31 protein-coding genes and 1 pseudogene are annotated in these 25,324 nt (G+C 58.7%); 17 read left to right on the top strand and 15 right to left on the bottom strand.

Going from position 1 to position 25,324, the window contains the following annotated elements; all coding sequences use genetic code 11:
• Positions 1–45: 45 nt before the first annotated feature.
• The 7 genes from A6U87_RS16670 to A6U87_RS16640 form a co-directional block, all read right to left on the bottom strand.
• A complete protein-coding gene (locus A6U87_RS16670) occupies positions 46–858 on the bottom strand; it encodes a cytochrome c (protein ID WP_065692414.1) in 813 nt (270 codons plus the stop codon).
• Positions 858–2,480 (bottom strand): b(o/a)3-type cytochrome-c oxidase subunit 1, encoded by a 1,623-nt coding sequence (locus tag A6U87_RS16665; RefSeq protein WP_065692413.1) that lies wholly within the window; start codon positions 2,478–2,480, stop codon positions 858–860. Before A6U87_RS16665 ends, A6U87_RS16670 begins: the two co-directional genes overlap by 1 nt.
• On the bottom strand, positions 2,470–3,024 hold the full coding sequence (locus A6U87_RS16660) for a cytochrome C oxidase subunit II (RefSeq protein WP_065692412.1): 555 nt from the start codon (positions 3,022–3,024) through the stop codon (positions 2,470–2,472). Before A6U87_RS16660 ends, A6U87_RS16665 begins: the two co-directional genes overlap by 11 nt.
• Positions 3,024–3,191, bottom strand: coding sequence for a hypothetical protein (locus tag A6U87_RS30155; RefSeq protein WP_198928719.1), 168 nt, complete (start codon positions 3,189–3,191; stop codon positions 3,024–3,026). The genes A6U87_RS16660 and A6U87_RS30155 overlap by 1 nt, the downstream gene beginning before the upstream one ends.
• Before the next feature lie 8 nt (positions 3,192–3,199).
• Entirely contained in the window at positions 3,200–4,465 is a 1,266-nt protein-coding gene (locus tag A6U87_RS16655) for a cytochrome c (RefSeq protein ID WP_065692411.1), read from the bottom strand.
• Positions 4,465–5,175 carry a c-type cytochrome gene (locus A6U87_RS16650; protein ID WP_065692410.1) on the bottom strand — a complete coding sequence of 237 codons (711 nt, stop codon included), beginning with the start codon at positions 5,173–5,175 and terminating at the stop codon, positions 4,465–4,467. Before A6U87_RS16650 ends, A6U87_RS16655 begins: the two co-directional genes overlap by 1 nt.
• Before the next feature lie 582 nt (positions 5,176–5,757).
• Entirely contained in the window at positions 5,758–6,306 is a 549-nt protein-coding gene (locus A6U87_RS16640) for a cytochrome c oxidase subunit 3 (protein ID WP_065692408.1), read from the bottom strand.
• 256 nt (positions 6,307–6,562) lie between these two features.
• On the opposite strand from A6U87_RS16640, the gene A6U87_RS30150 reads away from it, so the two are divergent.
• From A6U87_RS30150 to A6U87_RS16625, 4 genes and pseudogenes are all read left to right on the top strand, one after another.
• On the top strand, positions 6,563–6,718 hold the full coding sequence (locus A6U87_RS30150) for a hypothetical protein (protein ID WP_198928718.1): 156 nt from the start codon (positions 6,563–6,565) through the stop codon (positions 6,716–6,718).
• Between the two features lie 3 nt (positions 6,719–6,721).
• On the top strand, positions 6,722–7,216 hold the full coding sequence (locus tag A6U87_RS16635; RefSeq protein ID WP_065692407.1) for a hypothetical protein: 495 nt from the start codon (positions 6,722–6,724) through the stop codon (positions 7,214–7,216).
• Positions 7,182–8,256: pseudogene (hemE, locus tag A6U87_RS16630) on the top strand (uroporphyrinogen decarboxylase). Before A6U87_RS16635 ends, hemE begins: the two are co-directional and overlap by 35 nt.
• A gap of 218 nt (positions 8,257–8,474) precedes the next feature.
• Entirely contained in the window at positions 8,475–8,744 is a 270-nt protein-coding gene (locus A6U87_RS16625; protein WP_083199500.1) for a BON domain-containing protein, read from the top strand.
• Between the two features lie 504 nt (positions 8,745–9,248).
• Here A6U87_RS16625 and hemN read toward each other — a convergent pair.
• Positions 9,249–10,601 (bottom strand): oxygen-independent coproporphyrinogen III oxidase, encoded by a 1,353-nt coding sequence (gene hemN / locus A6U87_RS16620; protein ID WP_065692421.1) that lies wholly within the window; start codon positions 10,599–10,601, stop codon positions 9,249–9,251.
• Positions 10,602–10,827: 226 nt separating this feature from the next.
• On the opposite strand from hemN, the gene A6U87_RS16615 reads away from it, so the two are divergent.
• Genes A6U87_RS16615 through A6U87_RS16595 form a run of 5 tightly spaced genes read left to right on the top strand, consistent with a single transcriptional unit; the run spans position 10,828 to position 13,564 of the window.
• Positions 10,828–11,112 (top strand): DUF2249 domain-containing protein, encoded by a 285-nt coding sequence (locus A6U87_RS16615; RefSeq protein ID WP_065692405.1) that lies wholly within the window; start codon positions 10,828–10,830, stop codon positions 11,110–11,112.
• 15 nt (positions 11,113–11,127) lie between these two features.
• Positions 11,128–12,501, top strand: a complete 1,374-nt coding sequence (locus A6U87_RS16610; RefSeq protein ID WP_065692404.1) for a hypothetical protein — start codon at positions 11,128–11,130, stop codon at positions 12,499–12,501.
• Entirely contained in the window at positions 12,485–13,000 is a 516-nt protein-coding gene (locus A6U87_RS16605; protein WP_065692403.1) for a DUF2249 domain-containing protein, read from the top strand. The genes A6U87_RS16610 and A6U87_RS16605 overlap by 17 nt, the downstream gene beginning before the upstream one ends.
• On the top strand, positions 12,987–13,298 hold the full coding sequence (locus A6U87_RS16600; RefSeq protein ID WP_065692402.1) for a metal-sulfur cluster assembly factor: 312 nt from the start codon (positions 12,987–12,989) through the stop codon (positions 13,296–13,298). The genes A6U87_RS16605 and A6U87_RS16600 overlap by 14 nt, the downstream gene beginning before the upstream one ends.
• A gap of 11 nt (positions 13,299–13,309) precedes the next feature.
• A complete protein-coding gene (locus A6U87_RS16595; RefSeq protein ID WP_065692401.1) occupies positions 13,310–13,564 on the top strand; it encodes a DUF6522 family protein in 255 nt (84 codons plus the stop codon).
• Positions 13,565–13,708: 144 nt separating this feature from the next.
• Here the strand turns inward: A6U87_RS16595 and A6U87_RS16590 are convergent, their stop codons facing one another.
• Positions 13,709–14,089, bottom strand: a complete 381-nt coding sequence (locus tag A6U87_RS16590; RefSeq protein ID WP_244499520.1) for a LysE family translocator — start codon at positions 14,087–14,089, stop codon at positions 13,709–13,711.
• 269 nt (positions 14,090–14,358) lie between these two features.
• Between A6U87_RS16590 and A6U87_RS16585 the strand changes: the two genes are divergently transcribed.
• Genes A6U87_RS16585 through A6U87_RS16575 form a run of 3 tightly spaced genes read left to right on the top strand, consistent with a single transcriptional unit; the run spans position 14,359 to position 15,965 of the window.
• Positions 14,359–14,877 carry a DUF4142 domain-containing protein gene (locus A6U87_RS16585; RefSeq protein ID WP_065692400.1) on the top strand — a complete coding sequence of 173 codons (519 nt, stop codon included), beginning with the start codon at positions 14,359–14,361 and terminating at the stop codon, positions 14,875–14,877.
• A 31-nt stretch (positions 14,878–14,908) separates the two neighbouring features.
• Positions 14,909–15,208, top strand: coding sequence for an amicyanin (locus A6U87_RS30465; protein ID WP_083199498.1), 300 nt, complete (start codon positions 14,909–14,911; stop codon positions 15,206–15,208).
• Between the two features lie 34 nt (positions 15,209–15,242).
• On the top strand, positions 15,243–15,965 hold the full coding sequence (locus tag A6U87_RS16575) for an RNA polymerase sigma factor (protein ID WP_065692398.1): 723 nt from the start codon (positions 15,243–15,245) through the stop codon (positions 15,963–15,965).
• A 154-nt stretch (positions 15,966–16,119) separates the two neighbouring features.
• Here the strand turns inward: A6U87_RS16575 and A6U87_RS16570 are convergent, their stop codons facing one another.
• Complete coding sequence (locus A6U87_RS16570) at positions 16,120–17,334, bottom strand: NnrS family protein (RefSeq protein WP_065692420.1); 1,215 nt, start codon at positions 17,332–17,334, stop codon at positions 16,120–16,122.
• 201 nt (positions 17,335–17,535) lie between these two features.
• Here A6U87_RS16570 and nirK point away from each other — a divergent pair, with 201 nt between their 5' ends.
• The 4 genes from nirK to A6U87_RS16550 all read left to right on the top strand — a co-directional run bounded on the left by nirK (position 17,536) and on the right by A6U87_RS16550 (position 20,779).
• Positions 17,536–18,684 (top strand): copper-containing nitrite reductase, encoded by a 1,149-nt coding sequence (nirK, locus tag A6U87_RS16565; protein ID WP_065692397.1) that lies wholly within the window; start codon positions 17,536–17,538, stop codon positions 18,682–18,684.
• 76 nt (positions 18,685–18,760) lie between these two features.
• Entirely contained in the window at positions 18,761–19,723 is a 963-nt protein-coding gene (locus A6U87_RS16560; protein WP_065692396.1) for an SUMF1/EgtB/PvdO family nonheme iron enzyme, read from the top strand.
• The gene (locus A6U87_RS16555) at positions 19,713–20,408 is read left to right on the top strand and encodes a Crp/Fnr family transcriptional regulator (protein ID WP_065692395.1); all 696 of its coding nucleotides are present in this window, start codon (positions 19,713–19,715) and stop codon (positions 20,406–20,408) included. The genes A6U87_RS16560 and A6U87_RS16555 overlap by 11 nt, the downstream gene beginning before the upstream one ends.
• An 11-nt stretch (positions 20,409–20,419) precedes the next feature.
• Positions 20,420–20,779, top strand: coding sequence for an Rrf2 family transcriptional regulator (locus A6U87_RS16550; RefSeq protein WP_065692394.1), 360 nt, complete (start codon positions 20,420–20,422; stop codon positions 20,777–20,779).
• 474 nt (positions 20,780–21,253) lie between these two features.
• On the opposite strand, the gene A6U87_RS16545 is transcribed toward A6U87_RS16550, so the two are convergent.
• Positions 21,254–21,541 (bottom strand): hypothetical protein, encoded by a 288-nt coding sequence (locus A6U87_RS16545; RefSeq protein WP_065692393.1) that lies wholly within the window; start codon positions 21,539–21,541, stop codon positions 21,254–21,256.
• A 114-nt stretch (positions 21,542–21,655) separates the two neighbouring features.
• Between A6U87_RS16545 and A6U87_RS16540 the strand changes: the two genes are divergently transcribed.
• The gene (locus tag A6U87_RS16540) at positions 21,656–22,015 is read left to right on the top strand and encodes a YbaN family protein (RefSeq protein ID WP_342587899.1); all 360 of its coding nucleotides are present in this window, start codon (positions 21,656–21,658) and stop codon (positions 22,013–22,015) included.
• A 167-nt stretch (positions 22,016–22,182) separates the two neighbouring features.
• Here A6U87_RS16540 and A6U87_RS16535 read toward each other — a convergent pair whose 3' ends face one another.
• The 4 genes from A6U87_RS16535 to A6U87_RS16520 form a co-directional block, all read right to left on the bottom strand.
• On the bottom strand, positions 22,183–23,481 hold the full coding sequence (locus A6U87_RS16535; RefSeq protein ID WP_244499519.1) for a 4Fe-4S binding protein: 1,299 nt from the start codon (positions 23,479–23,481) through the stop codon (positions 22,183–22,185).
• A gap of 80 nt (positions 23,482–23,561) precedes the next feature.
• Positions 23,562–24,416, bottom strand: a complete 855-nt coding sequence (locus tag A6U87_RS16530) for an FTR1 family protein (RefSeq protein ID WP_065692390.1) — start codon at positions 24,414–24,416, stop codon at positions 23,562–23,564.
• A complete protein-coding gene (locus tag A6U87_RS16525; RefSeq protein WP_065692389.1) occupies positions 24,413–24,754 on the bottom strand; it encodes a cupredoxin domain-containing protein in 342 nt (113 codons plus the stop codon). Before A6U87_RS16525 ends, A6U87_RS16530 begins: the two co-directional genes overlap by 4 nt.
• Positions 24,754–25,296, bottom strand: coding sequence for an iron transporter (locus A6U87_RS16520; protein WP_065692388.1), 543 nt, complete (start codon positions 25,294–25,296; stop codon positions 24,754–24,756). Before A6U87_RS16520 ends, A6U87_RS16525 begins: the two co-directional genes overlap by 1 nt.
• Between the last annotated feature and the right edge of the window lie 28 nt (positions 25,297–25,324).

Below are 25,324 nucleotides of genomic sequence, written 5' to 3'. Positions count from 1 at the left end.
CGTGCGGCGTTCGCGAAATGCTGGTGTGGGTCGATTATGCTCGTTCTATTCGGTTGCCTGCTCCGGTAACGGCTTGTTTGCGTAATATTTCGCCGCCGCCTCGATTTCCTCTGGCGTCATCGCGCGAGCGACATTTCGCATTTGACCGGTGATGTCGTTCTCACGCGCACCTGAGGCGAATGCGGCGAGCTGAGTCTTCAGGTACAGCTCGGACTGACCTTCGAGCCAAGGGCTGCCCAGTTTGTTTTCGATACTCCCGTGACAGGACCCGCACGGAGCGATGCCCCTGATAGGCGCGCCGCTTGCCACGATACGAGGAACAGGGTTTCCTCCAGTCGGATGAAAGCCTGGCAATCTCGGTAGATACGCGTAATAGGCGGCCAGATCGTGCATGTCCCGCTCGGAAAGATTCGCCGCAAAGGGGGACATGACCGCGTTGACCCGGACACCGTCCTTAAAGTCCCTGAGCTGCTTGTAGATCACGCTAGCATACTGCCCCGCGAGGTTCGGAGAGTCGGCCCGGCTTATGCCCGTTGGTCCGTGGCAGATCGCGCATTGCTGCGCCAGCGTGGCACCACGACCGATCGCGGCGTCGTCGCGGATTCCGGATACCGCGGATGCGATCTTTACCAGAGACGTCTTGTACTCGGCTTTCACCGTTTCGCCCGTCTGGCTAGCGCGGGGCACACCAGCCGCACGACAGATCGAATCCCAGAGGCTCGCGCCCTGGTGCCCTGCCTCGAGTTTCGGAAGCAACACGAACCCTAGGGCCACTGACATGAGAAGGATTCCGGCGGTCACCGCAACGCTGTTAAAGGTCCACCTGCTGTTGATCTTTCCGAGGTCCGGCTCGGCCATCACTTCGCTCCAACGTAGACGGCGGGCACCGAGGTGTCGCTTCTGACAGCGAGCTGCAAGATCGGGTACCCGTAGTTAGTGACGGTTAGGCCGATCATCAGCGCCACCCACAGTCCGTAGCTGTTAAGAAGAGCCGGTACTCTGGTAGGTGGATGGACTGCGAGCGCGAACCGGTACTCTTCCGCAGGTGCCGAAGACCGAAACTGTGAGCGCAATAGCACCGTGATGAACAGGAGGCCCGAAACGACGAGGATGAAACCACCAATCGCTGAGAAGACCACAGTGATTGCTTCGTTGGCCAGGGCTGGCTCGGTGAAGTCGAAGTACGCCATCCGACGCGGCATCCCTAGGATACCGACATAATGCCATGGAAAAGTTGTGACTATCATCCCGATAAACCAAAGCCAGAGCTGCAGCCGAACCGTGCTCAGATTGACGAGAGGACGGCCGGTTAGATGGGGCCAAAGATCGTAGGCGATCGCGAAATACATGATCACAATCGCTCCCCCGAAAATCAGGTGGAAGTGTCCGGTAATCCACTGCGTGTTGTGGATCGTTGTGTCGAGCTGGTAGCTCATGTTGATGAGACCGCCTGCCCCGCCGAACCCCAGCATCACGAATGAGAAGGTTACGGCGAGCATCATCGGATTGCGCCAAGGAAGCGCCTTGATCCAACCGAATGGCCCCGTACCACCGCGCGCCCGCGCCGCGATCTCTACCGAGGCACAGATGGTGAAAACGGTAAGCAACGTTGGCAGCGCGACCATCGCGGTAAATGCCGAGTGGACGAACTTGAAGCCGGCTCCAACCTGCGGATCCGCGAAGGCATGATGGATGCCGATAGGCATCGCCACGATAAGGAAGAGAATGAACGAGATGCGGGCCATGGTATCGCTATAGACCCGGCCGCCGATCGCTCTCGGCACTATCGTGTAGTACGCGATGTAGGTCGGCATCAGCCAAAAGTACACGATCGCGTGCAGCGTCCAAGAGAAGAAGACGCGGGCCAGACCGGCGTCGATCGTATTCTTGACGCCCAATGCCACCGGCAGGATCTGCAGCAGCAACTCCAGGGCCGCCCCGACGGCCGTCCAAGCCCAAAGGTAGGAGCCAGCGACGTTGGCGAACATGGGAAGCGGAACCGGCACTCCCGGATTGGCCTTCTTCCAGATCCGAAGGTTGACCGACATTAAGGCCACCCAGATCCATGAACCCACTACGACCATCACGACGCCGAGGTAGTAGAAGGGACTGCCGATCAGAGGGGGATAGAAGGTGTACAGGACCGACGCGAGGCCCAGAGCGACGGGAACCATTGCGACTAACGCGCCAACTGCGATAAGCCAGAAGCCGATCCATGCCCATCGAGCGCCGACGAGCTTTTGCTTGAGCGATGACTCGCTGATCGCGTAACCAAAACCCATGGCGACCAAGGTTGGGAACACATACCCCATCACGGTGCCGTGCGCGGTAAGCGAACGGTAGTACCATTCGGGATTGCTCACCCAGTTGGAAAGCGGACTGCGGACGTACATCTGCCAGGCACCGAGAAGAAGCGCCGCGCCGAATGCTGCAAAAGCCAGCCAGAAGTGCGCCAGGATGAGTTTGCGGTTAAAGAGCACAGGACAATCTCCTCTTGTCGGCGATTTCGGCGAGGAACTCCTGTTTGTCTACTACCTTGACTTTGCCCCACATTCCCTCATGGCCGACGCTGCAGAATTCCTGACAAGGCATCAAATGTTCGCCCGGCGACGAGAACGACGCTTGCAGAACAGACACGTAGCCGGGAACCAACATGGTGTTGATGTTGGTACCCTGCACCAGAAGCCCGTGCACGACGTCGGCGCTTGTAGCTCTCAATGTGATTGGAGTCCCGGCCGGGACTACGAGACAGGGTGGTGAGAAGGAATATTGCTGACCCACCGCTCGAACCGTTACCGATCCGTCGCTCTCGACTGCGCTCCCAAGATTGGCTTCGATGAACTCGCCCTGCAGATGGATCGTGGTCGGATCGACAGTCTCTACGGTTCTCTGCGGCATCGTTGCCTGATGAATTCCCGCGAAGGCGGCCATTCCCGCGAGGAAGGCGATCAGCAATACCGAGATCGCGGCCCATCTCCGCTCAACCCGTGCCGCGACGTCGGCTCCATTTCCGTTCGTTTCCATTAGTATCCGCTCCGGGGCACGAAAACGAGAACATAGAAGAGCAGCCACATGAGTAGCACGAGTGCGGTAGCAACACCGGCAACCCAGATCGCTCCTATCGGGCCTCGAGCCACTATCGCTTCGACGGCCTTGTCATCCGGCGCAGCGCCGGGATCGGAATTCAGCATCGTATCCCTCATTCCAGTGGTGCTGATCTAAGTCTATTGGCGTCTGCGGCGGTCACGGGCGTGCCTCTGTTGCCCCATGCTGTCCGGATGTACGACACGACGGCCGCGACTTCGTCGTCGGAGAGCGTGACAGCAAACGGCGGCATGCCGTGAGGCATAGGATTTCTCAACGTCGCTGGTGGATAGCCTCCGTTGAGAACCATACGGATTCCGTTGACCGCCGACTCCATCTGAATCGACTGGTTGCCCGCGAGCGGCGGATAGTGTGGCGGTTTCCCTTCGCCTTTCGCGCCGTGACAGCTCGCGCAGTCGCGATCGTAGACTGTCTTCCCGAGCGCGGTCAGCAGACTCGCCTCTTCAGTTCGGACATCGGAGCGCGGGGGCTCGGGCGCGTCCTGCGCGATGCTCTTCAGATAGATGGCCATGGCACGTGTATCGTCGTCCGTCATGTACTGGAGGCTGTTGTAGACGACTTCGGCCATGGGCCCATAGACGGCTCCGCGCGTGGAAACACCTTTCTGGAGCAGGTCGGAGATTTCCTCGATCGACCAGTCGCCGAGGCCCGCTTCCTTGTTCGACGTTAGCGAGGGGGCATACCAGTCCTGCATGGGTATCAGACCGCCTTGGAAGGCCTTCGATTCCGACGTTCCACCGAGTGCGTTGATCGGGCTGTGGCACATGCCGCAGTGACCAAGCCCTTCGACCAGGTAGGCACCGCGGTTCCATTCGTCAGACTGTTGCGAGTTCGGCTTGAACTCGCCTTCATTGAAGAAGAGCGTGCGCCAACCCAGGATGAGGGACCGATTGTTGTAAGGGAAGCTAAGGTCATGCGGCCTGTTTGGCTGCCGGATCGGAGAAAGCGACTTCAGGTACTCGAATATCGCATCGCTGTCCTCGCGGGTGACCTTCGTATAGGATGGAAACGGCATCGCTGGGTAGATCAGGCCGCCGTCCGGGAAGCGCCCGTTGTGCATCGCCCCGTAGAACTCATCGGCGGACCATTTGCCGATACCCGTCTCCGCATCAGGAGTGATGTTTGAGGCGAATAGCGTTCCAAACGGTGTCGGCATCGCCCGTCCGCCCGCGAACACCTTTCCCTCGGGCGCCGTGTGACAGGCTACGCAATCGCCAGCGCGTGCGAGATACTCACCCTTTTTTACGACGTCGGAGCGCAGGTCGCTCGCCGGGTCTTGTGCGGCTGCAGGAGCGAGGGCCAGCACGAGGGCAGCCGACGCGCCAAACAGGATCGTCTTTGCGTCGAACTTTGGGTTCATTATTGCTTCCCCCCGTCAGGCTGGCTTCCGCATGCAAAGGGAAGAGCGAACGAACCGGCGGGGGACGGAGCCGCACTGGCCGGCTGTGCTAACGTCGCAAGGTAGGCGGCAACGGCGCGCACGTCGTCTTCCGTAAGATGTCCTGCGACTATCTGCATACAGTCGGGAGCCTTCGCGGTTCTGGTGCCATAGCGCCATGCGCCTAGCTGCGCGCTTATGTAGCTTGAGCGGAGGCCAAGAAGCCCCGGAATTCCAGGTGCCTGTCCAGTTAAGCCCCCCCCGTGACAGCCGACACACGCGGGAATCGAACGGTCGAGATCACCCTGCGTCACGAGCGCGTGGCCGTGATCGAGAAGCTCCTTGCTAACATCCGGTGGGTTTTGCTTCGGAAGCTCGGGCCGCTGGCCGCTGAAATATTCGGCGAACTGCCGCAGATAGTTATCTGTCAGGTAGGCAAGCAGGTAATTCATGGGCGGGTATTTACGACGCCCGTTCTTGAAGGCCTCAAGCTGGTTATACAGATAGCCGGCGGGCTTGCCGCCCAGGCGTGGAAAGTAAGGATCGTTGGTGCCGCGGCCCTGAAGCCCGTGACAAGGAGTGCAGGCCTGCACCCTTTCTGCCATGTCGGGAGGGTAGGTCTGCGCTTGTTGAGCTGCCGCCGTCGCGAGCCCCCAGATCAAAAGACAGAGCGACAACACGACAATCCGCATGCCCCACTTCCTCCTCGAACACGCCGTCGTTACCGATTGTGATCGCTGTTAAAAGTGGCGCGTCAGGCTTCCCAGTCAATCGCAAAATCGAAGTTTTTCTAGACTCGGCTTATGCCGCCGCGGTCATGCGCTCTCGGTATGTGAAGGCGAAGAGCCGCAGCGTTGAAAAACTGCATGAGGAGATGAAGGTAATCGCTATCTTTGGATAGCAAAAATCAAACTGCGCGCTATCTCAATAGTGTACTTCGCAACCGGAACCGCGTGTTCCAAGCGAGATCGTCGCTAGGCCGTGCCGGTTGCCACTTGCGCTCTAGGACGAAAGGAACCTCTGGGCCAATGCTACTAGCAACAGGATCGCTCCCCAGCCATTAATCGCGACGAACATCGTGGCTTGGCCGTTGCGTAAACCGAGGAAATCGAGAGAGACGACCCTTACTTTGCAGGCGGCGATGGTTGCTATCGCTACGGCGAGGGCAAGACCGCCGCGCCCAAATGCGAGTGTCAGTACGACTGTGCACGCGCTTAGGGCAAGAAGGATGACGAGCGCCTGCGTGGTCGCTCGCTTCGATAGGAAGCGGCATTTCATATGAGGTACACGATCGGAAACATGACGAGCCAGACGATGTCGATGACATGCCACAGCGTCGTCATGAGGTGGACGTTCTGGGGGGATGGAAAGCGGGCCAGCAGCGCCAGCACCAGCGAACCGAAAAGGACGTGAACGAGATGAAATCCCGTCATCAGAACATAGAGGGTCGAAATAGCGTCGTCCGAAAGCAGCGACGCACCTTCCAGACTGTATTCGTATAACTTTAGGGCAACGAATAGCAGTCCTCCTGCCGATGCCGCACCCAGTGCGATCCTTCTCTTGATCAGTGGCAGTGGCGTCGCAGCGATCGCCGCTGCCCATCCGCTAAGCAGGAGGACGGCAGTGTTAACAGCGGGAACGACAAGCGTCATTCGAGCTCGTCCCGCTGCCACTTCCTCTGGATGAAGCCAAGAGACAACAACGAAAGCGATTAGGAGCGCGCCAAACGCGGCAAGCTCGCTCCAGGCGAGGATCCAGACGAGAAGATCGTCGCCGGCCCCCGCGTCTTCAATGTTCTGAGGAGTATTGGCAAGGATGGTCATGACGAATGAAATAAGAGGGTCGTGAGCGCCCGTCTTTGCCAAAAGGCAAACGCGGACGATCGTAATCGTCTCTTAACTGCAAGCTGCGAAAATGATCATGCCCTGGAGGTGACATGCCCGAAGAGTTACGGGCCGGCCAGTGTTCAGAGTAGCCGGTCCCGTTATCTTCCACTTGCGGCCATTCCGTCATCTCTTTGATCGATCTCAAAGAAAGGTGTCGCGCACCGTTTTATGGTCTCCGGAAAAGGAGACTGTCATGACCGACGCTCAGATCGGACTGTCGATCGCAACCCCTGTAATAGTGATCTTCGCCATCACGCTCTATCGCATGGGCGTATTGCAACGAACCGGCGTCGTCTCAGCGGTTATCGCCGCGGGCGCTATCGCTGCCAGCCTCTTTCTTCAGAGGTGAGACATGGAAAATCTACAAATGCGCCGCTTCGCTGATCTCGAGGCCTGCTACGGTCAGCTCATGTCATGGTGCGATCTGTTGGAGGCGATTGCCGACTTTCTCCCATGTCATCTCGACGGGAGGCTTTGCGATACCCTGACACTCGGTCTCGTCCCTCTCTTACAGGAAACGCATCGCCTGGAGGAACAGGTATTGTCGGAGGGCCTATGCCACATCATGACAGACGCGGAGCGGTCCGACGCGGAGGAGCAACGGCGGCGTGAGCGTATCAGCGATCTTGAGAGCGCATGCGAAGTGGTGGATGTCCTCATTTCGCTCAGGGATGGCGGCTGCCGCCTTCCTTGGGACGCCATCGGATATCTGCTGAGGTCGTTCTTCTGCGCGATGCGGAAGCACATAAGGGCGGAACGGCAGTTTGTCCTTTTGATAAAGAAGGCGATGGCTCAGCAACAGATAGCTGTCAATGATACCACAGCAGCCACCGTGCAAGCGGCGTAAGGTAGTGAGCATGCGTAGAAACCTCGTTCGTGTTCTTGACGGCGAAACTCTCTCACCACCCCCGATCTGGCTGATGAGGCAGGCGGGTCGGTATCTTCCCGAGTATCTCGAAACGCGTGCGCACGCGGGAAGCTTCCTTCAGTTATGCTACAACCCTGAACTCGCGACGGAGGTCACCCTCCAGCCGATACGGCGGTTCGGGTTCGACGCAGCGATCCTCTTTTCCGACATCCTCGTCATTCCGGATGCGTTGAAGCGCAATGTTCGTTTCAACGAGGGGCACGGACCGGTAATGGACCCGATCGACGAGGACAGCATCAAGGCGCTCGACGCCGAAAACGTCTTCGCTCACCTGAGCCCGGTACTTCAGACGGTCGAGAAACTCCGGACCAAGCTTCCTGCACCGACCGCCCTGCTCGGCTTCTGTGGAGCGCCCTGGACGGTGGCGACCTATATGGTCGCTGGGAGGGCCACTCCGGATCAGGCCCCCGGCCCGTCTTTTCGCCTATCGATATCCGAAGGCCTTCGAACATCTCCTCTTGTTGTTGGCCGATGTTTCTGCCGAGTATCTCGTAGCTCAGCTCGACGCGGGCGCCGATGCAGTCCAGATCTTCGACTCTTGGGCGGGCGTTCTCGGTGAACCGGAGTTCGAAGCGTATGCGGTCAAGCCGGTCGCGCGGATGATCGAGTTCATTAGGTCCAGGCGGCCATCGGCGAAGATCATAGCCTTTCCCAAAGGAGCAGGATGCTTGCTAAAAGACTATCGCCGCAAGACCGGAGCGCACGCCATCGGTCTTGACTGGACCGTCCCACTCGACTTGGCCTGCGAGCTGCAGAAGGACGGACCCATCCAGGGCAATCTTGATCCCATGCGGCTTGCAGCGGGGGGAAATACGCTTGATGAAGGCGTAGACGCGATTTTGCAGCGCCTAGGCAACGGCCCGCTAATCTTCAACCTAGGCCACGGGATCATTCCCCAGGTAGCTCCCGAAAACGTCCGGCGCCTGATCGACCGCGTAAGGAACAGACCTGAATCATAGCTCTTTTGCGACACTTCTAGGAGGCTTCGCGGCATCGCCCCGCCTCGGCGAGATCTCACGCCTGAACGATACGCTTATAAACCACACCCGGCTGGTATTGAAAGCCTCCGATAATCGGACGCGAGCGGACCGTCCCTATCGTTCGCTTGCTTGATTTGCATCAACGCTCCGCATCCACTCCTCATGTTTGATGACAAGGAACAATGGAGGTAGCAACGATGTACGCGAATGACATCATCCCAATTGGCGACGACGCTCTATCGACAGCGGTCAGGAGCCGTCTGCAACTCGAACTCGGGCTGACCCATCAGGAAGTGAAGGCGACCGTTTCAAAGGGAGTCGTGACGCTGCGCGGCAAGCTTGGAAGCTCTTCCAGACGGGAAGCCGCGAAGGTCTCAGCAGAAAGCGTGCACGGGGTGAGAAGAGTCGTAAACGACATCTCAACCGCCTACCATATGGTTGCCGGCGGACGCGGCTTAGCGTTTTGAACGAGATGGTCGGCCGTCACGCCAAACAGCGGACGACCTTCGGCTAGTTCAGCGTGGTGAGAGTTCCCGATAAAGATCTTTGGCGGCATAAGCGGATCAAAGCCTGTTCGCCTTTGGAAGCTCAGCCCGACACTGGGAGATCAGGATCCTGGCGCCGCATGAGCTTCTCCTCCCCTCAGACTTCCGTGCCTTCCAGCAGTATCTTGGTTCATTGGGTTTTAGGCCGGAGCACCAGTAGAGCGGCTTAGCGGTGTCCCGCCCTATAGAGGTTGCCTCCAGCCCTCGCTGCCGACGACGTCGTGTCGAAAGTCGGTCGGTAGCGCCGTTTCCTTCGAGCCTCGCATTCTCAATCGTACCAAAAGCCGCCCTCACCCCAACGGCGTCGCTATGGCTGGCGCGGAGGAGCTCTCACAACAGGCGAGCAGCGTCAGATGAGCCGAACCCGCAGCGTTAAGAACTGCGGGCCCCGGTCTGTTGACTGAGTGCGAAAATGCACGGCGCGGCTCAGGCCGCTTTGCTATGAGTTCTGCCCGATGCACCCAGGTAGGCGTCGAAGGCAGCAGCAACAGCGCGTACCATGAACCGCGAATCCTTGGTCACGGACACGCGGCCATCGACGGCCACGGCGACACCATCTCGAACGAGTTCATCAAGACGCTCGTTGCGGCCGAGCAGGAACTCGACCTCGTATCCAGCCTTGCTGCTGAGGTTGACGAGGTCTACCTCGAAGTCGCACATCAGGCGCTCGATGACCTTTGCCCGCAACCTGTCTTCGTCGGTAAGCAGGTATCCTTTGGCGGTGGGGAGGATGCCGGCCGCCACCATTTCCGTATAACGACCTATCGCCACATGGTTCTGGTAATAACCTGAGGAGAGACGGCCGATCGAGGACGCGCCCAAGCCAATCAGAGTGTCGCAGTCATCGGTCGTATAGCCCTGGAAGTTCCTGTGGAGCCGGCCCTTCGAGGCTGCGACGGCAAGTTCATCCCCAGGCAATGCGAAGTGGTCCAAGCCGATCCGCACGTAGCCCGCGGCCACGAGTTCCTGAGCGATTGCCTCCGCCTGCTTATTGCGTTCAGACGCGCCCGGAAGCGCGGTTTCGTCGATCAAGCGTTGATGCTTCTTGAAGGCCGGAACATGCGCATAGCCGAAGACTGCGAAGCGCTCTGGACGTAGTTCGACAGCCATCTGAACCGTCTCGATGCAGGACTCGACAGTTTGAAATGGCAGGCCGTAGATTAGGTCGAAGTTGATGCTCGTCACGCCATATGCACGCAAGCCCACCACAGCCGCCTTCGTCTGGTTGAAGGTCTGGATTCTGTTGATCGCCTTCTGAACGACCGGATCGAAGCTCTGGACGCCCAAGCTCGCCCGGTTCACGCCGTTTTCGCCGAGCGCTGCGATCATCTGGCTGTCAAGCGTCCTGGGATCGATCTCCACGGCGATGCCGGCGTCGTCCTCGAAGGCAAAGGATGCCCTGAGCTTTTTCATTAGAGCTGCGAACTCGTGCGGTTTCATGATGGTCGGCGTACCACCACCGAAGTGCACGTTCCGAACGGGAATGCTTCCATCGGCGGCCTTCGCGACCAGTTCGATCTCGCGGCTCATGACGTCCAGATAATCGAGGATCGGAGCGTCCTTCTGGGTGATCGTCGTGTGACAGCCACAGTACCAGCACATCGATCGGCAAAATGGTACGTGGAGATATAGCGACACGGGATCCCCCCGTGCGACGTCCTTTAACGCTGCTGCATATTCCTCGGGGCCGACAGTTTCTCCGAACGCAGGAGCGGTTGGATAGCTCGTATAACGAGGGAGGCGCGCTTCGCCGTATTTGGCCACCAGATACTTCGACATCATCTTGTCCGTTGTTAAGATCATGCCCCCCTTATGGCTTCCTGCGCGAACGTGTTCCTTGTCATATGTCAATGAACGAAACTGAATATTGGCGCAAACCTTCCTGAAGTTTGTTGCCTGTCAAAGTTCGTGAGCTCGTCGGCGGCTATCGTCCGATCCGACATCGTGGCGTGCCGCCGTCCGTCAACTAACCCTAAAGCGGCCATCGAAAGGAAGATTCAGTTTCATGTCCGAGATATCAGATCAATCCACCGGCATCCCCCATATCGACGTTCGCATCCTACCACCTAGCGAACGTCACCCTCGGATCTTTGGCACTCTGCATACACTGACACCGGGCGATCTGCTGCACATCACGAGCGACCATGAACCGCGGCCGCTTCAGTACCAGCTCGAAACCGCGTTACCTGGCAAGTTTTCCTGGGAGTATCTCGAACAGGGGCCGGACGTCTGGCGGGTCGAAATTATCCGTCTTGACGCCGGCTGCGACTGCTGCTGCGGAAGCCACTAGGAAAGGAGAAGCGCGATGATGCCCATGGGGACGAGCCTGTCGCGGTGGACGATGTCCTACTTCGCAGCGGCGCTCTTCTTTCTGCTGCTTTCGGAGGGTCTGTTAGCGGCAGGTTGCTGGGCGCCGTCTCTCAACGTTGCAGAGCCCCGTGCTCTCATCATCGTGCATTCAACCACCATCGGCTGGCTCCTATTGCTGATGATTGGCGCGCTTCTGCAATTCGGACCTGTCCTGACAGGTCTGGATCTGCCTAAAGGCAACCTCGACCTGCTCGTGCTCTGCGGCATCGTAGTCGGCTTGGTCTTGCTGCTTTCGGGTTTCTATCTCATCGATTCCGGTTCCCAATTTGCCGGCCCGGCAATGACCGGAGCAGTCGCAGTACTTGTCCCATCAATTTTGTCGACCGCGTCGGTGCTCTTTCTTTTGCTCTGGCGCGGCCGGCGGGCCCATGAGGCCTCGCCGTACGTCCTCATCGGGATTGCGAGTCTCGCAGCCACTGTAGGCCTGGGATCGCTGTTCGCGCTGGTGGTTTCAGGGGCGGTGGGCGTGCCTTCGCTTGTCACCTACGTTTTGGCGGCAGTGCCACTGCATGCCGGCTTCGGCCTCGTAGGCTGGATGACCTTTGCTGCGGTGGGCGTAAGCTACAAACTTCTGCCGATGTTCCTGCTCTCCGATGACATGAAGCAGTCGAAGACGCTCCGCCGCAGCAGTATCGCGGTCGTTGTCCTGCTCGCGCTTTCCGCTGGCACGCTTGTTATTGACGCCCCTTTCGCCCGCACCCTGGGACTTCTCGCCACTCCCTTCTTTCTGCTGGCGGTCGGCGCCTACATCGTCGAGCTGGTGCATGCCTATAAGACCCGGCGACGGAAGGTGCTCGAGGTGAACACCTTTTGGTCGCTTCCTGCCTTTGCCATGTTCAGCGTAAGCGCGGCGGCTTTCCCTATCGCCATGATGGCAGGCGCCGACGACAAGATCTTCGTGTCGCTGGCCTATCTGTTCGTCTTTGGCTGGCTGACCGGACTTGGACTCGCTCAGCTCTTGAAGATCGTGCCTTTCCTGACATGGATCGAGGCTTTCGGGCCGCTTCTGGGACGTCGCCCGACGCCGAAGCTGGCGGATCTCATCAGCGGCAGCCGCGCCTCGGTCTGGTTCACAGTGTTCTACGGCGCCGTCGTGGTATCGGCTGCTGCGATTCTCTTTGCTCAAGACGGCGTTTTCCGCATCGCCGCCTTCGCTCAAACTCTCTCGACAGGCGCCATCGTCCTGGAACTCGCACTTTCGCGATCCTTGGCGTGCGTCGACGCAGATACAAAGAAAAGTCCATTCAAACACCCGGCCTTCTTCTTCGCCGGCAACCACAGAGGTGACGCCAATGGTTCAGCTTCGTGAACTCGACGTACGACAGATTCTCCGCGACGGAGGCATGCCGTTCCAACTGATCATGGATACTTTTGCCAGCCTGCAGCCTGGTGAGGGCGTCCGCCTACATGCGATTTTCGAGCCCCGGCCGCTAATCCGCCAGCTCACGGACCGCGGCTTCGAACATACCGCCCGGCGCATCGCTGATGACGATTGGGAGATAGATTTTGTCCCAAAGGGCGCGGCCGAAGAGGCCTCGGCACCCGACGCGCTATGGCCTGAGCCTGTTTGGAATCTGGACCTCACCGACCTTCCGCCGCCAGAGCCAATGGAGCGAATACTCGCGAGGCTCGAAATGATGGACAGCGGAGAAGTGCTGTTTGCGCTGCTCAACCGAGAACCCGTCTTTCTATTCAACGAACTGAAGGAGCGCGGTCATGAATGGATCGGTAACTTCGACGAGACGGGCAAGATCTACCGTATCATGATCCGTTGCACGCCGCGGGACGGGGCCAATGCCAAAACCTGAGATAACCTCCGACGTGGTGCGTGATGCTCTCCGAGACATCGAAGACCCCGAGATCGGAACGAACATAGTGGATCTCGGCTTGATATACGACGTCAGCATCGATGTCGATCGGGCGGTCATCGTCAAGATGACCACGACCACTCGCTTCTGTCCCGCCTCTGCCTTTCTGGCAGATGCGGTTAAGACGCGGGTAGAGTCGTTGGAAGGTGTGTCGCAGACTACTGTGGAGCTCGTCTACGAACCGGCTTGGTCACCCGAAATGGCGGAGCTGTTTTCGTTTGGCTCCTCCACCAAATGAGGAGGAATGTGATGCCCGATCAGGTCGAGATGAAGGATTTTACCGTAGACGCCGACTTCCTAGCTAACCGGTTCGGCTTGCCGACCGAGACCCTCCGGCGTCAGATGCAGCAGGGCTTCGTGCGCAGCTTGGTTGAGCAAGGTCAAGGCGACGATGCGGGCAGAACACGACTGACGGTGCGCATCGGCAATCGATCCTGGGTCGCAGTGGTCACTGAAGACGGAACCAAGCTTAGCGAGCGGATGGTGTTCTGCGCAATGAAGTAGCGACTATCCGAAGTTTGATGTTAGCGGGTCCCTGAAGATGGCGTTTTCCGCATTTTTCCTACTTTGATTGTTCGGTTTATTTTTCGTCGGCGTTTGACGCGGCATGATGCTCGAACACCGCCAACTAGACGTGGTGAACTGGCTTTACTTTGCTGCAGATGGCGCGGGCGATGGGGAGCCCGACAACAGAAGTCTAATGCCAAGGCCTACCATTACAATGCCAGTAAAACGCTCCTGCCATGCCAAGAGCTTAGGCCAGCGATTGAGGAAGTGGCCAACCGATCCAGACGCCAAGGCGACGCCGCCCAACGAGAACACGCCGATCAGCTTTTGTATCGAACCCAGAACAAGAAGCTGCAACCAGACCGGACCTGCATTGGGATCGACAAACAGCGGCAAAAACGTGAACATGAACAAGAGAGATTTGCCGAGTGTGTTGCGGCGATCAAGTGAACCCACTATCAAAAGCGGCCACGCTCCTTTGTTGCGCCGGCAGGCTGCCTTTGCGCCAACCGGACATTCCATGGCCATGATGCCGGTGGGAGCTCGGGGCTCTCCAGAATGATCGGTGCACGGCCCCGAGCACACGCTCGGCTGCACGGGCGAGTCCCGCCGAACGACCTCCAACGATGACGATCACTCGATGCCACATCGTCCCTACTAAGCTGTGCTCTCGTTGTGTTCACACTGAGCTACACTTTTTCCACAATCTCTGGAACCTTTTGCCAACACCAGCATCCAATGCTGCATCCGATGAGAATCGGCATCCGAATTCACAGACAAAGGAGACCGTGATGTTCTCGAGATTCTTGACTGCTACCGCACTGGCAACCGCTCTTTCGACCGCAACTTATGCCGCCGACGCCCCCACGGATCCGCAGATCGCCCACATCGCCTACACGGCGGGCGAGATCGACGTCGCCGCTGCAAAGCAGGCTCTTGAGAAGAGCAAAAACGCCGAGGTCCGCCAATTCGCCGAAACGATGGAGCGAGACCACGAGGCCGTAAATCAGCAGGCGCTCGCGCTTCTTAAGAAATTGAAGGTTAAGCCTGAGGAAAATGCCACCAGCAAGTCTCTGGCGTCTGCCGCCAAGACGGAACTCAAGACGCTATCCAAGCTTCACGGGGCGGCGTTCGACAAGGCTTATGTCGACAACGAAGTCGCGTATCACAAACAGGTCAACAGTGCGCTCGAGATGCAGTTGATCCCGTCCGCGCAGAACGCCGAGTTGAAATCGCTCTTGCAGACGGGTCTGGCGCTGTTCAAGGAACATCAGACCCACGCCGAGCATCTTGCATCGATGATCAAGTAGGCTCGCCATGGCCCAGTCGTCGTGGATTTCGATGCCTATCCTCTCTGTTTTCATGGTGAGTGGCAGCTTTCTATCCGCGTCTGCTGCCAACTATGAGGTTTCAATCGCCAAGATGCATTTTGGCGCCGTTCCGACGCTGCATGTTGGCGATGTCGTCACGTGGCGGAATGATGATATGTTCCTTCATAGCGCGACTGCGCGAGATAAGAGCTTCGACATCGATCTCCCTCCGAAAGCGGAGCAACGCATGACCGTAAAGCAGGCAGGCCACGTGGACTTCTACTGCCGATTCCACCCGATGATGACCGGGACGCTCGACGTCCAGCCTTAGGATGCGTCGAGAAGCTGAGATTACTGGAGCAAGCATGGTTGGCATTTCGGTTAAAGCATCGGGTTTCCTGGCGGACATGCTGCAGCTTCCTGACGCCGATCTCCTTGCTCACGTTCGAGCGGGCGACGAGACGGCCGTGCGGATCGTCGTTCAGCGACATAACCGCCGCTTGTTCCGATCCGCACGCGCGGTGGTTGGCAACGATGCAGAGGCGGAGGACGTGGTCCAGGCGGCCTACGTTCAAGCATTCACCCACCTCGATGCCTTCCGCGGCGATGCGCAACTTTCAACCTGGCTCACCCGGATCGTTATCAACGAGGCAGTGGGAAGAGTACGCCGTCGACGAGCCGACGTCGGTTTGGAGGAAATCGACATGACAGCGAGACCAGGATGTGGCGAGGTCCTGCCGTTCCCAACCTCGCTGACAACCGCCGACCCCGAGGCAGAGTTCGCTCGCAGCGAGACCCGGCGCTTGCTTGAGCATGCGGTCGACGAACTGCCCAATGACCTCCGTGTGATTTTCGTTCTGCGCGATGTAGAGGGTCTCAGCACGGAAGAAGCGGCATCCCACCTGGGGATCAAGATCGCCACAGCCAAGACGCGGCTGCATCGCGCCAGGAACATGATGCGGCTTGCGATCGAGAAACAGCTCTCCGGCTCATTCTCCTCGATCTTCCCGTTTGATGGCGCGCGTTGCGCAGGGATGGCCGACCGGATCGTCGAGCAACTCAAAACAACCGGCAAACAACGCTGGTGACGCACATCTCCGATCTGAACGAGCCATCACCATACGTGACCGAAATGGCTCAAGGCTAAAGCCCAGCGCCACAATCGCTAACGCAGGGCCTGCTGTGGGAATCGTTTCACGAGAGTGTCAGCCGCGCTTCAACCATCCCTGATGAAGACCCAGATCAGCTTCCGCGGATTGTCAGCGGCTTCCGCCCCATGCAGAGCATCCCGGTATGCTCGTAGACGAACAGGCCGAACGCCGCAGTCCAACCGATTGCCGCGAGCAACACGATAACGCCGCCGTAGCCCGGAAGAAGTTCGGCCGTGGGTCTCACGAGAGCGACCGCTGCGAGCAAAAAGTAGGATACGTTTGTTATCAGACCTGCCTTCAGCTTTCGCCCTGTGTGGCCGCGGCTAGCGCGCGTCATCACTGCCAGCATCATCAACGACACGCCGCCGATCGCGAAGACATGAAGGACTACAAGCTCAGGCAGTCCCACCGCCTCAAGAGCGATTGCGGCAAAGCCAAGTGGAACGAATGCGAACGCGGCGTGCAGGATGAAGACGATTGGCTCAGGCCATGTCGTCCAACCGCGCCAGCGCACAAGTCGTGCCATGTTAAGCCCGGCGGCAAGTAACCCGAGCGCGCCGCTTACGAAAGACTCAGGTGCGAACGACCAGATCGCAAGTGATATCGCGCCCATGATGATGCTCGTCGCGTCAAAACGATTGTAGGGAACCGGAAAGTCCGTTCGGCCGAACTGGTTTATCCAGTTCCGAGTGAAACTGGGAAGGATCCGGCCGCCCACTATCGTGACTAGCAGAACGTAGGCGCCCAATCCAAGCCGGATGGAGACATCCGGGCCATTGCCGACGATCGCCTGAATATGAAACAGAATGTTGGCGGCAGAAAGCACGACGAGTCCAGCAACCACCTTGAGGTCTTTCCATTTCTTACCCGCCACCACTTCTCGGGCGGACAAGACCAACATCGCAGGCAGAAAGAGCGCGTCAATCGCCGCGGTCGGCGCGACGCCGATCACCCCGGAGCAGAGCATCGCGATGCGACCTAAAGACCAGAGCGCGAACAGGCACATGAGGGGCCGGCCAGCGATAGGTAGACGTCCCGTCCAATTGGGAATGGCAGTAAGGAGAAAGCCTGCCAAAATCGCGGGTGCGAAGCCAAACAGCATTTCATGCGCGTGCCAGTAGAGTGGGCCGTAGTCTGTCGCGACCGGTAGTCCGAGGGTCAGGAAGGCAGCCCATATGTCGATGCTGATGATCGCCCAGATCGCGGCGGCCAGAAAGAATGGCCTGAAGCCGTAAGAGAAGATGACGAGGCCTTCACGAGACATTCCGCGGGGAGCGTTGGCGCTGTCATTCTTTTTGTTCTGCATGATCGTGTCTCCGAAGTTGATCATGCAGTAATGCCGTTATTTGCGGCACAGGTCGTTGAGATTACGCAAATAGCCGGCCGGTCACTTTGCGCTGCAGCAAACAGCAAGTTTGCTCCAACTCAAAGAGCTTCCCACGCGTTTTACTACTCTCCTCTTCGACCGGGCGGGGTTCGCTCGCTCTCGACTATAGGAGATAGGGAAATGAACAATACTCTTCAGATGACCCGACGCACAATGCTGACTGGCGCAGCCGTGGCAGGCGCACTGACGCCCATCCTGGTCGCTGGCACCGCTGCTCATGCGGAAGACGACCACACCGCTCCAAAAGGTGCCAAGAAGCCGCCGGTCGACATTTCGAAGCTCCCTCGCGAGAAGGTCGAACTGGTGAAGCCGCCTTTTGTCCACGTCCATGATCAAAAGGCCAAGGGCGGCCCGAAGATCAAAGAGTTCACGCTCACCATCAAGGAACAGAAGATGGTGCTGGACAAGGACGGGACCGAGGTCAACGCTATGACTTTCGACGGATCGGTTCCAGGGCCGTTGATGGTGGTTCATCAGGACGACTACGTCGAGCTTACCCTCATCAATCCCGAAACCAATACCATGCAGCACAACATCGACTTCCACGCCGCCACCGGCGGCCTTGGCGGCGGTGCGCTGACAGTGATCAACCCCGGCGAAAGCACTGTGCTACGCTTCAAGGCGACCAAGGCCGGCGTGTTCGTCTATCATTGCGCACCTCCCGGAATGGTCCCATGGCACGTGACGTCGGGCATGAACGGCGCCATCATGGTCCTGCCTCGCGAAGGCCTGACCGACGGCCATGGCAAGCCGCTCGTCTACGACAAGGTCTACTACGTCGGCGAGCAGGACTTCTACATTCCTCGCGACGAGAAGGGGAAATTTAAGAAGTACGACAGCCCCGGCGAGGCGTATGAAGATACCGTCGAGGTCATGAAGAAGCTCGTTCCCACGCACATCGTCTTCAACGGTGCGGTCGGCGCCCTGACCGGAGAAAACGCCATGACCGCCAAGGTCGGCGAAACTGTGTTGGTCATCCATTCGCAAGCCAATCGAGACACTCGTCCCCATCTGATCGGTGGCCACGGGGAATACGTGTGGGCGACCGGCAAGTTCGCCAACGTGCCGGACGTCGACCAGGAAACTTGGTTCATTCCGGGCGGCACGGCCGGGGCTGCGATCTACACCTTCGCGCAGCCCGGTATCTACGCCTACGTCAACCATAACCTTATCGAGGCATTCGAGCTGGGAGCGGCGGCCCACTTCAAGGTCACCGGCGACTGGAACGACGATCTCATGACGTCGGTCAGAGCGCCGTCGGGCACCTGACATGAAGTGGTGTGGTGCGCGGTGCAAACCGCGCACCAACCTGTTTTTGACGAGAGGCGCGCACTGCGTTTGAAGCATGACCGGTACGGCTGGAACTGACAAGATTTCGGGCATTTCGATCGCCATTCCGCTGGCCCTGCTCATGGTGCTGTCGGGAGCGGTTGCGGTCGAGGCTGGATGGGTCTCGTTCAAGACCGCGGCTCCTCCGCTTGATGAGCCGGAATCGGTCGTGGTGACACCCAGAACATTCGCCTATCGGGACTCGGCGGAATACTTCCGCAAGGGTTTGGCGTTGGACGCGCCTCTCAAGAATATCGACATCCAGACGCCACTGAAAATCATGAAGTTCCAGACCACGCGCGGCGAATATCGTCGTTGCGTCGATGAAGGCGCCTGTATCCCTGCCGACGAGCCGGAAGGCGGAGCAGCGGCCGAAATGCCTTTGACGGGCGTTAGCCACGACGACGCGGTTCGATACGCCGCCTGGCTATCGAACCGGACTGGGCAAACCTGGAGGTTGCCTACGGACTTTGAACTCGCGTACGCTGCCGACGACCGCTTCCCGGACGACGCTCTCGGAGTTGCCGACGACGAGAAGAACCCCGCGGTCCGTTGGCTCGCCGACTACGAACGAGAAGCCCGTCGGGCGGCCTCGGTGAACCCGCGTCCGCAGCCGCGAGGCTCGTTCGGCGTCAGTAAGACCGGTCTCGTCGACTTTGGCGGCAATATTTGGGAGTGGACATCGACCTGCAATACTCGAGTTGATCTTGATCAAGGTGCAATCAAGGAAAAGCCGTCTAGTGTGGACTGCGGCATCTTCATTGCTTCCGGAAAACACCGCGCACCTATGAGCAATTTCGTTCGCAATCCCAAGGGGGGCGGATGCTCGGTTGGCGCGCCACCGGATAATCTGGGATTCCGGCTTGTCCGTGACCCGACGCTCATCGAAAGCGTTACGGACTTCGCAAGAAGAGCCGTGGCCGATCTCGTCGGCCGGCCGAAAGAGGCGCAGATGGAGACTGGCACCAATGAAGGTTGACCGCGCAGTACTGAAGTCGTTGCCGCTCTTCGAGCGCATGACGGATCCTGATTTGGATTCGATGCTCGAACACGCGACACCTCGGAGGGTCCCTCAAGGCGACGCCGTCTTCGAACAAGGTGGAAACGCCAAGTCATTCTTTCTATTGATCCATGGGAGGTTGAAGGTCACCCAGGTCACCCAGGACGGACAGCAGATAATCGTGCGGATGGTGCATCCCGGTGATCTGTTCGGTTTCGCAATGGCTCTGCGTCGAGACGACTACCCTGGTACAGCCCGAGCAGCGGCCGAAAGCCTGATCATCGGCTGGCCTACGGAAATGTGGTCGCGGTTCGTCGAACAGAACCCCCGATTGGCGATGACCGCGATGCAGACAATAGGACAGCGCCTCGAAGAGGCACATACCCGCATTCGCGAGATGTCCACGGAAGAAGTCGAGAAGCGCGTCGCTCACGCCGTTCTGCGCCTTTCGAAGCAGGCGGGAAAAGCCGTTCAGGAAGGGATCCGGATCGACTTTCCGATATCGCGACAGGACATTGCCGAAATGACCGGCACCACCCTTCATACGGTATCGCGAATCCTCAGCGCCTGGGAATCGAAAGGCATCGTCGAGGGCGGGCGTCAGAAGCTCACCGTCACCGACCCGCCGCGACTTTTGAAGCTCGCAGAAGGGGAGCTGGACTGACGGATATGTCCATGCTGCTGGATCTCGGAATTCGACTCTTGGTGCTGGCCGCGGATCGATCTCCAAACAAGGTGACAATTCGGGAGACGGCCGAGACCTGTGCCGCATCCCATGCCCATGTCGCTAAGGCTGCAAACCGGCTTGTTAAAAGTGGCTTCCTGCACAGCTTGAGGGGGAGACGAGGCGGCCTGACGCTCGCCTTGGCTCCCGAGGCAATAGATCTCGGCGCCGTTGTCGATTGTTTGGGCACTTCCCGCACGACAAATCAGGTCTGGGACGAGGTCCTGGTCGGCTGGCGGCGGGTACAGGATGAGGCGGCGTCAGCATATATCCATCATCTCGCGACGAGGACGCTTTCTGACATCCTTTGATTAGACGGCATCGCTTGCTCACCGCATCCGCGAAGTCGTTTGGAAGGATCATCTCGATGCTTGCAAGACGCCTGGGGGTCATCGGACTGCAATAAGGTCTGTGTCAACTGTTCCATAACGCCGGAGATTAGCGTGCTAGATCCTATTTATCGGCAACAAACCGCAAAATGCACGCTTTCGTCATTCCGATCACATTGACCATTGAGCGAACCGATCGTTCCTCACCATCCGCTGCCGTTGGAAAGGAAGATGCTCTGCGTTTTCCCGCTGGGCGGCATGTAGGCTACTCGACCACCGGAATTGTAGAGATTGAGCACTCCGTGCCCCGAGAAGACATAATAGCCGATCACCATCTTATCGGAGGTTATAAGCCGCCTGGAGGTTCGCCCGATGCATCAAACAGGACGCGGATTTGATCCTGCCCCCAACGACGTTGAGTGCTATCGATCTTCCGCGCCTCAATGCGACTGTGCTTCAGTGCAGTTTCGACTGATCAAGCTTCCACGCCGCCACGTCGGACGCGGAAACCGCGATCCGCGAGTGAGGAGACCGACCACCTCTCAGAATCTTTGTCGTCGCGATTTCGCAAATCGCGCCAATGCTCTGTTGAAGTCGGGTCTCATCGGCCCGAGGCGGGTTGGACATCTCACGAAGCGCCTCCTGATCGACGACAATTACGCGGTGTGTCCCGTCATGTTCCATGACCACGACGCCTTGGTTGCCCGACGATTTCAAAAACGCTGTAACGAACTTCGGTAGCATTGCAACCTCCATCAAAATTGGTTCCGATCACACTAAACCGGTCCGCGGCATCGTCTTTGACCAGCATCAAAGAGGTGGATGCTGTGAAGCTCTAAGATCCGCGTAACGCTGGAGATGACAATGCGAATACTGCTATTGACGATTGCTTGGACCTCGATCGCGTTCGGCGTGGTGGGCGTCTTCCTCCCGCTCGTGCCTACGACGCCGTTCCTTCTCCTTTCAGCAGCCATATTCGCCCGTGTCTCGCCGACGTTCGAATCCTGGCTTGTCGATCATCCTGCCTTAGGCCCTTCAGTGAGGGCGTGGCGCGATCGCAGGGCCATAAATCAAAGTGCGAAGATATCAGCGGTCGTCGCAATGACGTGCAGTCTTTGCGTTCTGGTGTGGCTGGACCCTGGCCCGTTACCGCTCGCAATCGTTGCCGCGGTACTGAGTGCATGCGCCGCATTCGTCATTACCCGCCCATCCGCCTAACCCTGGATAATCTCGAAGAGAAAGAAACCATGCAAAAGAAGAAGCCGTTCATCATCGAAATCAAGAAATCGCGTCGAGCGGCATCGCCTGTCACCGCTCAATCAGTGGCGAACAAATTGCCTATTGACCGAAGGCCAGCCGGAAAGATCCGACTGCCTTAAACCCGATTAGGTTCCTAAGAACATAAGCAGCCAAGCTGTGCAGAATACGACAATTGCTATTGCGACAAGTGCGGTCGCCACAATGCGCTGTTGTAGGGACCTGCAGTAGACGCTCGAAATCCTGAAGAATAATTCCACCGACCAAAGCCCCGCGAGAATGACTAGCGCTCCCCGAGCGGCGTCGACGCCGGGCAGGTTGATGCCGTCGGATCGGAGCTGACTTGTCGTAAGTGCGAGGAGGCCGCAAAATAGCGAAGAGCTCGCGAGCGGAATAAGCGCTTGGGCAAGGTGATGGATGAGCTTGCCCGTCCGGCGGAGGATTGCCGCCGCCGCCACAAGCGGGAGCAAAAACAGGATAGAAGAAATGAATGCTCCGAAAGCAACAAGCCCCAGCAGGCTGGCGGCATCGACGACGTTCATCACGTCGTTGACCGATGGATAGTCGGTGAGCATCCACCAGGGGAGTCGGAGCGACAATGGCCACGTCAGGCCCACGTCGACGCACTGTTCCACCAGCCATATTCTGATGATTTGGAATGCGTCACTGGCTGTCCAGTGAAGGGCTGCGGGGACCAGTCCGAGAAGTACTGGCACGATCAGGATGGTGTCCCAGCGAGCGGCCATCCTCCCGGAGCCGAACACAATGTCCGCCGCCGGCTTGCGCCATGCGAGCCGGATCGCGCCTCGATGCCCACTGCAGCGTCCGCACATATGGCAGGCCGAACTCCCCTGCATGGTCTTGATTGGGATGAGCGGCGCGCAGTTCACGCCAGCGGCGTCTGCGTTCGACGAGCGCTTCCAGGCGTCCGGCTCGACCCGAAAATGCAAGGGGGCGATCTTCGAAACGGTGCCGAAGACCCCGCTGACCGGGCACAGAAACCTGCACCACACCCGTTTTGCCTTTCCATAGCGCGCTCCGACTGCCATCGCCACGAGCGTCGATCCGCCCAATAGGAGAGCGGCAGGTTTGGGATATTGGTAGATGCTTGTGAGCTGCCCGTAGATAGTCGTCGAAATGAATGCAACCACCGGCCACCCCGACCATTTCATCCAGCTTGGAATCGCCCTGCCCGCTCCCCGCTCGCTTGCGATTTCCGACAGCGCTCCTTCTGGGCAGAGCAGACCGCACCAAAACCTACCTACCAGGGCCGTTCCCAAGATGACAAAAGGCCACCAGACACCCCAGAAGACAAACTGGACAAAACGCGCCAGGTTGTTCCAGATGTAGTCGCTGCTTCCGGGCAGCGGAAGCGTCAGTGGAGCAACGAGCAGCGCAACGTAGGCGGCGACCATCACCCACTGCATTCGGCGGATCCCGGACTGATGCCTCAGGAGGGCGTCGCCCAATCCGCTGACGAACCTCCCCCTGAAACTTCGCGCCGCGGTCATGCGTGGGCCTTGTCACCGAGGGGCGAAGCATATGCCAACAAGGCCATCGTCCAGTAGACGCCCAAAGCAAGCAGAGGAAGGAGTTCAGGCCGGGCACGGTAGCCAGTTAGCCCTGATATGAACGCGCCGGGCCCGGTCGCATCGTCCAGGAGCCAGCCTGTATCCCACAGGGGAGAGGTCATCGTTGAGACGAAATCAAGTGAAACGGCTTTGTCCACCGCGGTCATCAACAAGCCGCTTCCCAGTACCAAGAGCAGAACCTGGCTGAATGTCGAAACTGCCTTTTTGGAAAAAGCGGAGGCACCTGACCGGAAGGCCAACAGGGTGATGAGCGCCGCCGCCAGCCCCAATGCGCCGGATCCAGCGATGAGACCTGCGCTTTCCAGACTCGACCCGGACAGCATCCCGAACAGAAAGACCACAGTCTCGGCGCCTTCTCTAGCGACCGCAAGTGCGGCGAGCAGGCCGAGGGCGGTCCAGTTGCCGGTCCTGCCCAGTCCCGCGGCGCGTGATTTCATGTCCCTTGAAGCTCCGCGTGCCGAGCCTCGCATCCAGAACACCATGCGGAGCATAAGCACGGACGCCGTCGCAGCCAGAACGAGTTGAAGGACATCTTCGCGGTCTCCGCTGAGAAAATCGGAAGCCTCGCCCATCAAATAGGCAAGTCCGACGGCGGCCAGCATTCCGATCGCCGCGCCGCCGGTAATCGACCTGGCTGCCCGCCGCCGGATCTCCACGTTCTCGTGCACCGTCCACGCCTGTAGGATGGCGATAACGAGCAGCGCTTCAAAGGATTCGCGCCACACGACGGAGGCGATCCTGAAGGATTCAAGAAGGGTTTGGGATGTCATTTTGCGATCAGCCTGGCCGGCGGCATGTCGAGGTGGAAATCGTCGAAGAAGGCGTAGTCGCCAGCTTGCAACGAGCGGAAGACGAGAAAGCTCGATGCTCCCGGAGCAAGCACCTTTTCCTTTCGGAGGGGAATGCTCTCGAACTCAATCGGCGTCGAGCCGTCGTTGTAAAGCTCGATCTTGAACCGCGTATCTGCAGGAACTTCGAGGATAGACGGAGATATCACGCCATTGCTGAAGTGCACGGCGTAAACAGGGTCTTCGTCCTCAGCAACCGCCGGGGATGCCAGGCAGGCAAAAAGCAATGACAGGACGGTCAGTGGCGTGGCGGCGCGCATCAGTAGCCACCCTTCTTTCCAACCCCCGCGAAAACGAAGTCGTAGTTGAGAGAAAATTCATCGGGCCATGGGGCAACGCCGGTTTCCTTGTCGACGTGTCGGCCAAAGCTCATCATGCCATGACCGCCGGGGTGAACTGTGATCTCGACCACGTAGCGACCGGGACCCGACAGTTTGACGTTGTCACCGTAGTGCGGGCCATCGCTCGCAACCATTGGTTCGAGAGCGCCAACCTCTTCAGCGCCGTTGTCGAGGTTCTTCAGCTTGTATTCGACGTGAAGGTTGGGAACCCAGTCTCCTTCCGCAAAGCCGTTCGCGTTCTCACTCGTCGCGTGAATGTCCGCCTCGAGATGAACGTCGGATTCCGCTGCCGGCCGCATCATACCGGGCGGGTCCATCTCGATCGGCTGCAGGTACACCGCGGCGACTTCCATGCCCCCCGCTACCTGAGGTGCGCCTATCGGATACTCTGCGGCATGTAGGACAAGCGGCACGGCAGCAAGAGCGACAGGTGCAAGGCAGAGAGAACGAACGCGCAGCATAATAGTAACCCCTAAAGATGAGTGATGA

This window comes from Rhizobium sp. AC44/96, from assembly GCF_001692185.1.
Lineage (GTDB): Bacteria > Pseudomonadota > Alphaproteobacteria > Rhizobiales > Rhizobiaceae > Rhizobium.
This window is presented reverse-complemented; position numbering and strand designations above follow the sequence as displayed.

What these genes read in the sequence shown, in the direction of transcription:
- A6U87_RS16670 (WP_065692414.1), bottom strand. Translation starts at nt 858, where the DNA reads ATGGCCGAGCCGGACCTCGGAAAGATCAACAGCAGGTGGACCTTTAAC.
- A6U87_RS16660 (WP_065692412.1), bottom strand. Translation starts at nt 3,024, where the DNA reads ATGGAAACGAACGGAAATGGAGCCGACGTCGCGGCACGGGTTGAGCGG.
- A6U87_RS30155 (WP_198928719.1), bottom strand. Translation starts at nt 3,191, where the DNA reads ATGCTGAATTCCGATCCCGGCGCTGCGCCGGATGACAAGGCCGTCGAA.
- A6U87_RS16655 (WP_065692411.1), bottom strand. Translation starts at nt 4,465, where the DNA reads ATGAACCCAAAGTTCGACGCAAAGACGATCCTGTTTGGCGCGTCGGCT.
- A6U87_RS16650 (WP_065692410.1), bottom strand. Translation starts at nt 5,175, where the DNA reads ATGCGGATTGTCGTGTTGTCGCTCTGTCTTTTGATCTGGGGGCTCGCG.
- A6U87_RS16640 (WP_065692408.1), bottom strand. Translation starts at nt 6,306, where the DNA reads ATGACCATCCTTGCCAATACTCCTCAGAACATTGAAGACGCGGGGGCC.
- A6U87_RS30150 (WP_198928718.1), top strand. Translation starts at nt 6,563, where the DNA reads ATGACCGACGCTCAGATCGGACTGTCGATCGCAACCCCTGTAATAGTG.
- A6U87_RS16635 (WP_065692407.1), top strand. Translation starts at nt 6,722, where the DNA reads ATGGAAAATCTACAAATGCGCCGCTTCGCTGATCTCGAGGCCTGCTAC.
- A6U87_RS16625 (WP_083199500.1), top strand. Translation starts at nt 8,475, where the DNA reads ATGTACGCGAATGACATCATCCCAATTGGCGACGACGCTCTATCGACA.
- hemN (WP_065692421.1), bottom strand. Translation starts at nt 10,601, where the DNA reads ATGTCGAAGTATCTGGTGGCCAAATACGGCGAAGCGCGCCTCCCTCGT.
- A6U87_RS16615 (WP_065692405.1), top strand. Translation starts at nt 10,828, where the DNA reads ATGTCCGAGATATCAGATCAATCCACCGGCATCCCCCATATCGACGTT.
- A6U87_RS16610 (WP_065692404.1), top strand. Translation starts at nt 11,128, where the DNA reads ATGATGCCCATGGGGACGAGCCTGTCGCGGTGGACGATGTCCTACTTC.
- A6U87_RS16605 (WP_065692403.1), top strand. Translation starts at nt 12,485, where the DNA reads ATGGTTCAGCTTCGTGAACTCGACGTACGACAGATTCTCCGCGACGGA.
- A6U87_RS16600 (WP_065692402.1), top strand. Translation starts at nt 12,987, where the DNA reads ATGCCAAAACCTGAGATAACCTCCGACGTGGTGCGTGATGCTCTCCGA.
- A6U87_RS16595 (WP_065692401.1), top strand. Translation starts at nt 13,310, where the DNA reads ATGCCCGATCAGGTCGAGATGAAGGATTTTACCGTAGACGCCGACTTC.
- A6U87_RS16590 (WP_244499520.1), bottom strand. Translation starts at nt 14,089, where the DNA reads ATGGAATGTCCGGTTGGCGCAAAGGCAGCCTGCCGGCGCAACAAAGGA.
- A6U87_RS16585 (WP_065692400.1), top strand. Translation starts at nt 14,359, where the DNA reads ATGTTCTCGAGATTCTTGACTGCTACCGCACTGGCAACCGCTCTTTCG.
- A6U87_RS30465 (WP_083199498.1), top strand. Translation starts at nt 14,909, where the DNA reads ATGCCTATCCTCTCTGTTTTCATGGTGAGTGGCAGCTTTCTATCCGCG.
- A6U87_RS16575 (WP_065692398.1), top strand. Translation starts at nt 15,243, where the DNA reads ATGGTTGGCATTTCGGTTAAAGCATCGGGTTTCCTGGCGGACATGCTG.
- A6U87_RS16570 (WP_065692420.1), bottom strand. Translation starts at nt 17,334, where the DNA reads ATGCAGAACAAAAAGAATGACAGCGCCAACGCTCCCCGCGGAATGTCT.
- nirK (WP_065692397.1), top strand. Translation starts at nt 17,536, where the DNA reads ATGAACAATACTCTTCAGATGACCCGACGCACAATGCTGACTGGCGCA.
- A6U87_RS16560 (WP_065692396.1), top strand. Translation starts at nt 18,761, where the DNA reads ATGACCGGTACGGCTGGAACTGACAAGATTTCGGGCATTTCGATCGCC.
- A6U87_RS16555 (WP_065692395.1), top strand. Translation starts at nt 19,713, where the DNA reads ATGAAGGTTGACCGCGCAGTACTGAAGTCGTTGCCGCTCTTCGAGCGC.
- A6U87_RS16550 (WP_065692394.1), top strand. Translation starts at nt 20,420, where the DNA reads ATGCTGCTGGATCTCGGAATTCGACTCTTGGTGCTGGCCGCGGATCGA.
- A6U87_RS16545 (WP_065692393.1), bottom strand. Translation starts at nt 21,541, where the DNA reads ATGCTACCGAAGTTCGTTACAGCGTTTTTGAAATCGTCGGGCAACCAA.
- A6U87_RS16540 (WP_342587899.1), top strand. Translation starts at nt 21,656, where the DNA reads ATGACAATGCGAATACTGCTATTGACGATTGCTTGGACCTCGATCGCG.
- A6U87_RS16535 (WP_244499519.1), bottom strand. Translation starts at nt 23,481, where the DNA reads ATGCAGTGGGTGATGGTCGCCGCCTACGTTGCGCTGCTCGTTGCTCCA.
- A6U87_RS16530 (WP_065692390.1), bottom strand. Translation starts at nt 24,416, where the DNA reads ATGACATCCCAAACCCTTCTTGAATCCTTCAGGATCGCCTCCGTCGTG.
- A6U87_RS16525 (WP_065692389.1), bottom strand. Translation starts at nt 24,754, where the DNA reads ATGCGCGCCGCCACGCCACTGACCGTCCTGTCATTGCTTTTTGCCTGC.
- A6U87_RS16520 (WP_065692388.1), bottom strand. Translation starts at nt 25,296, where the DNA reads ATGCTGCGCGTTCGTTCTCTCTGCCTTGCACCTGTCGCTCTTGCTGCC.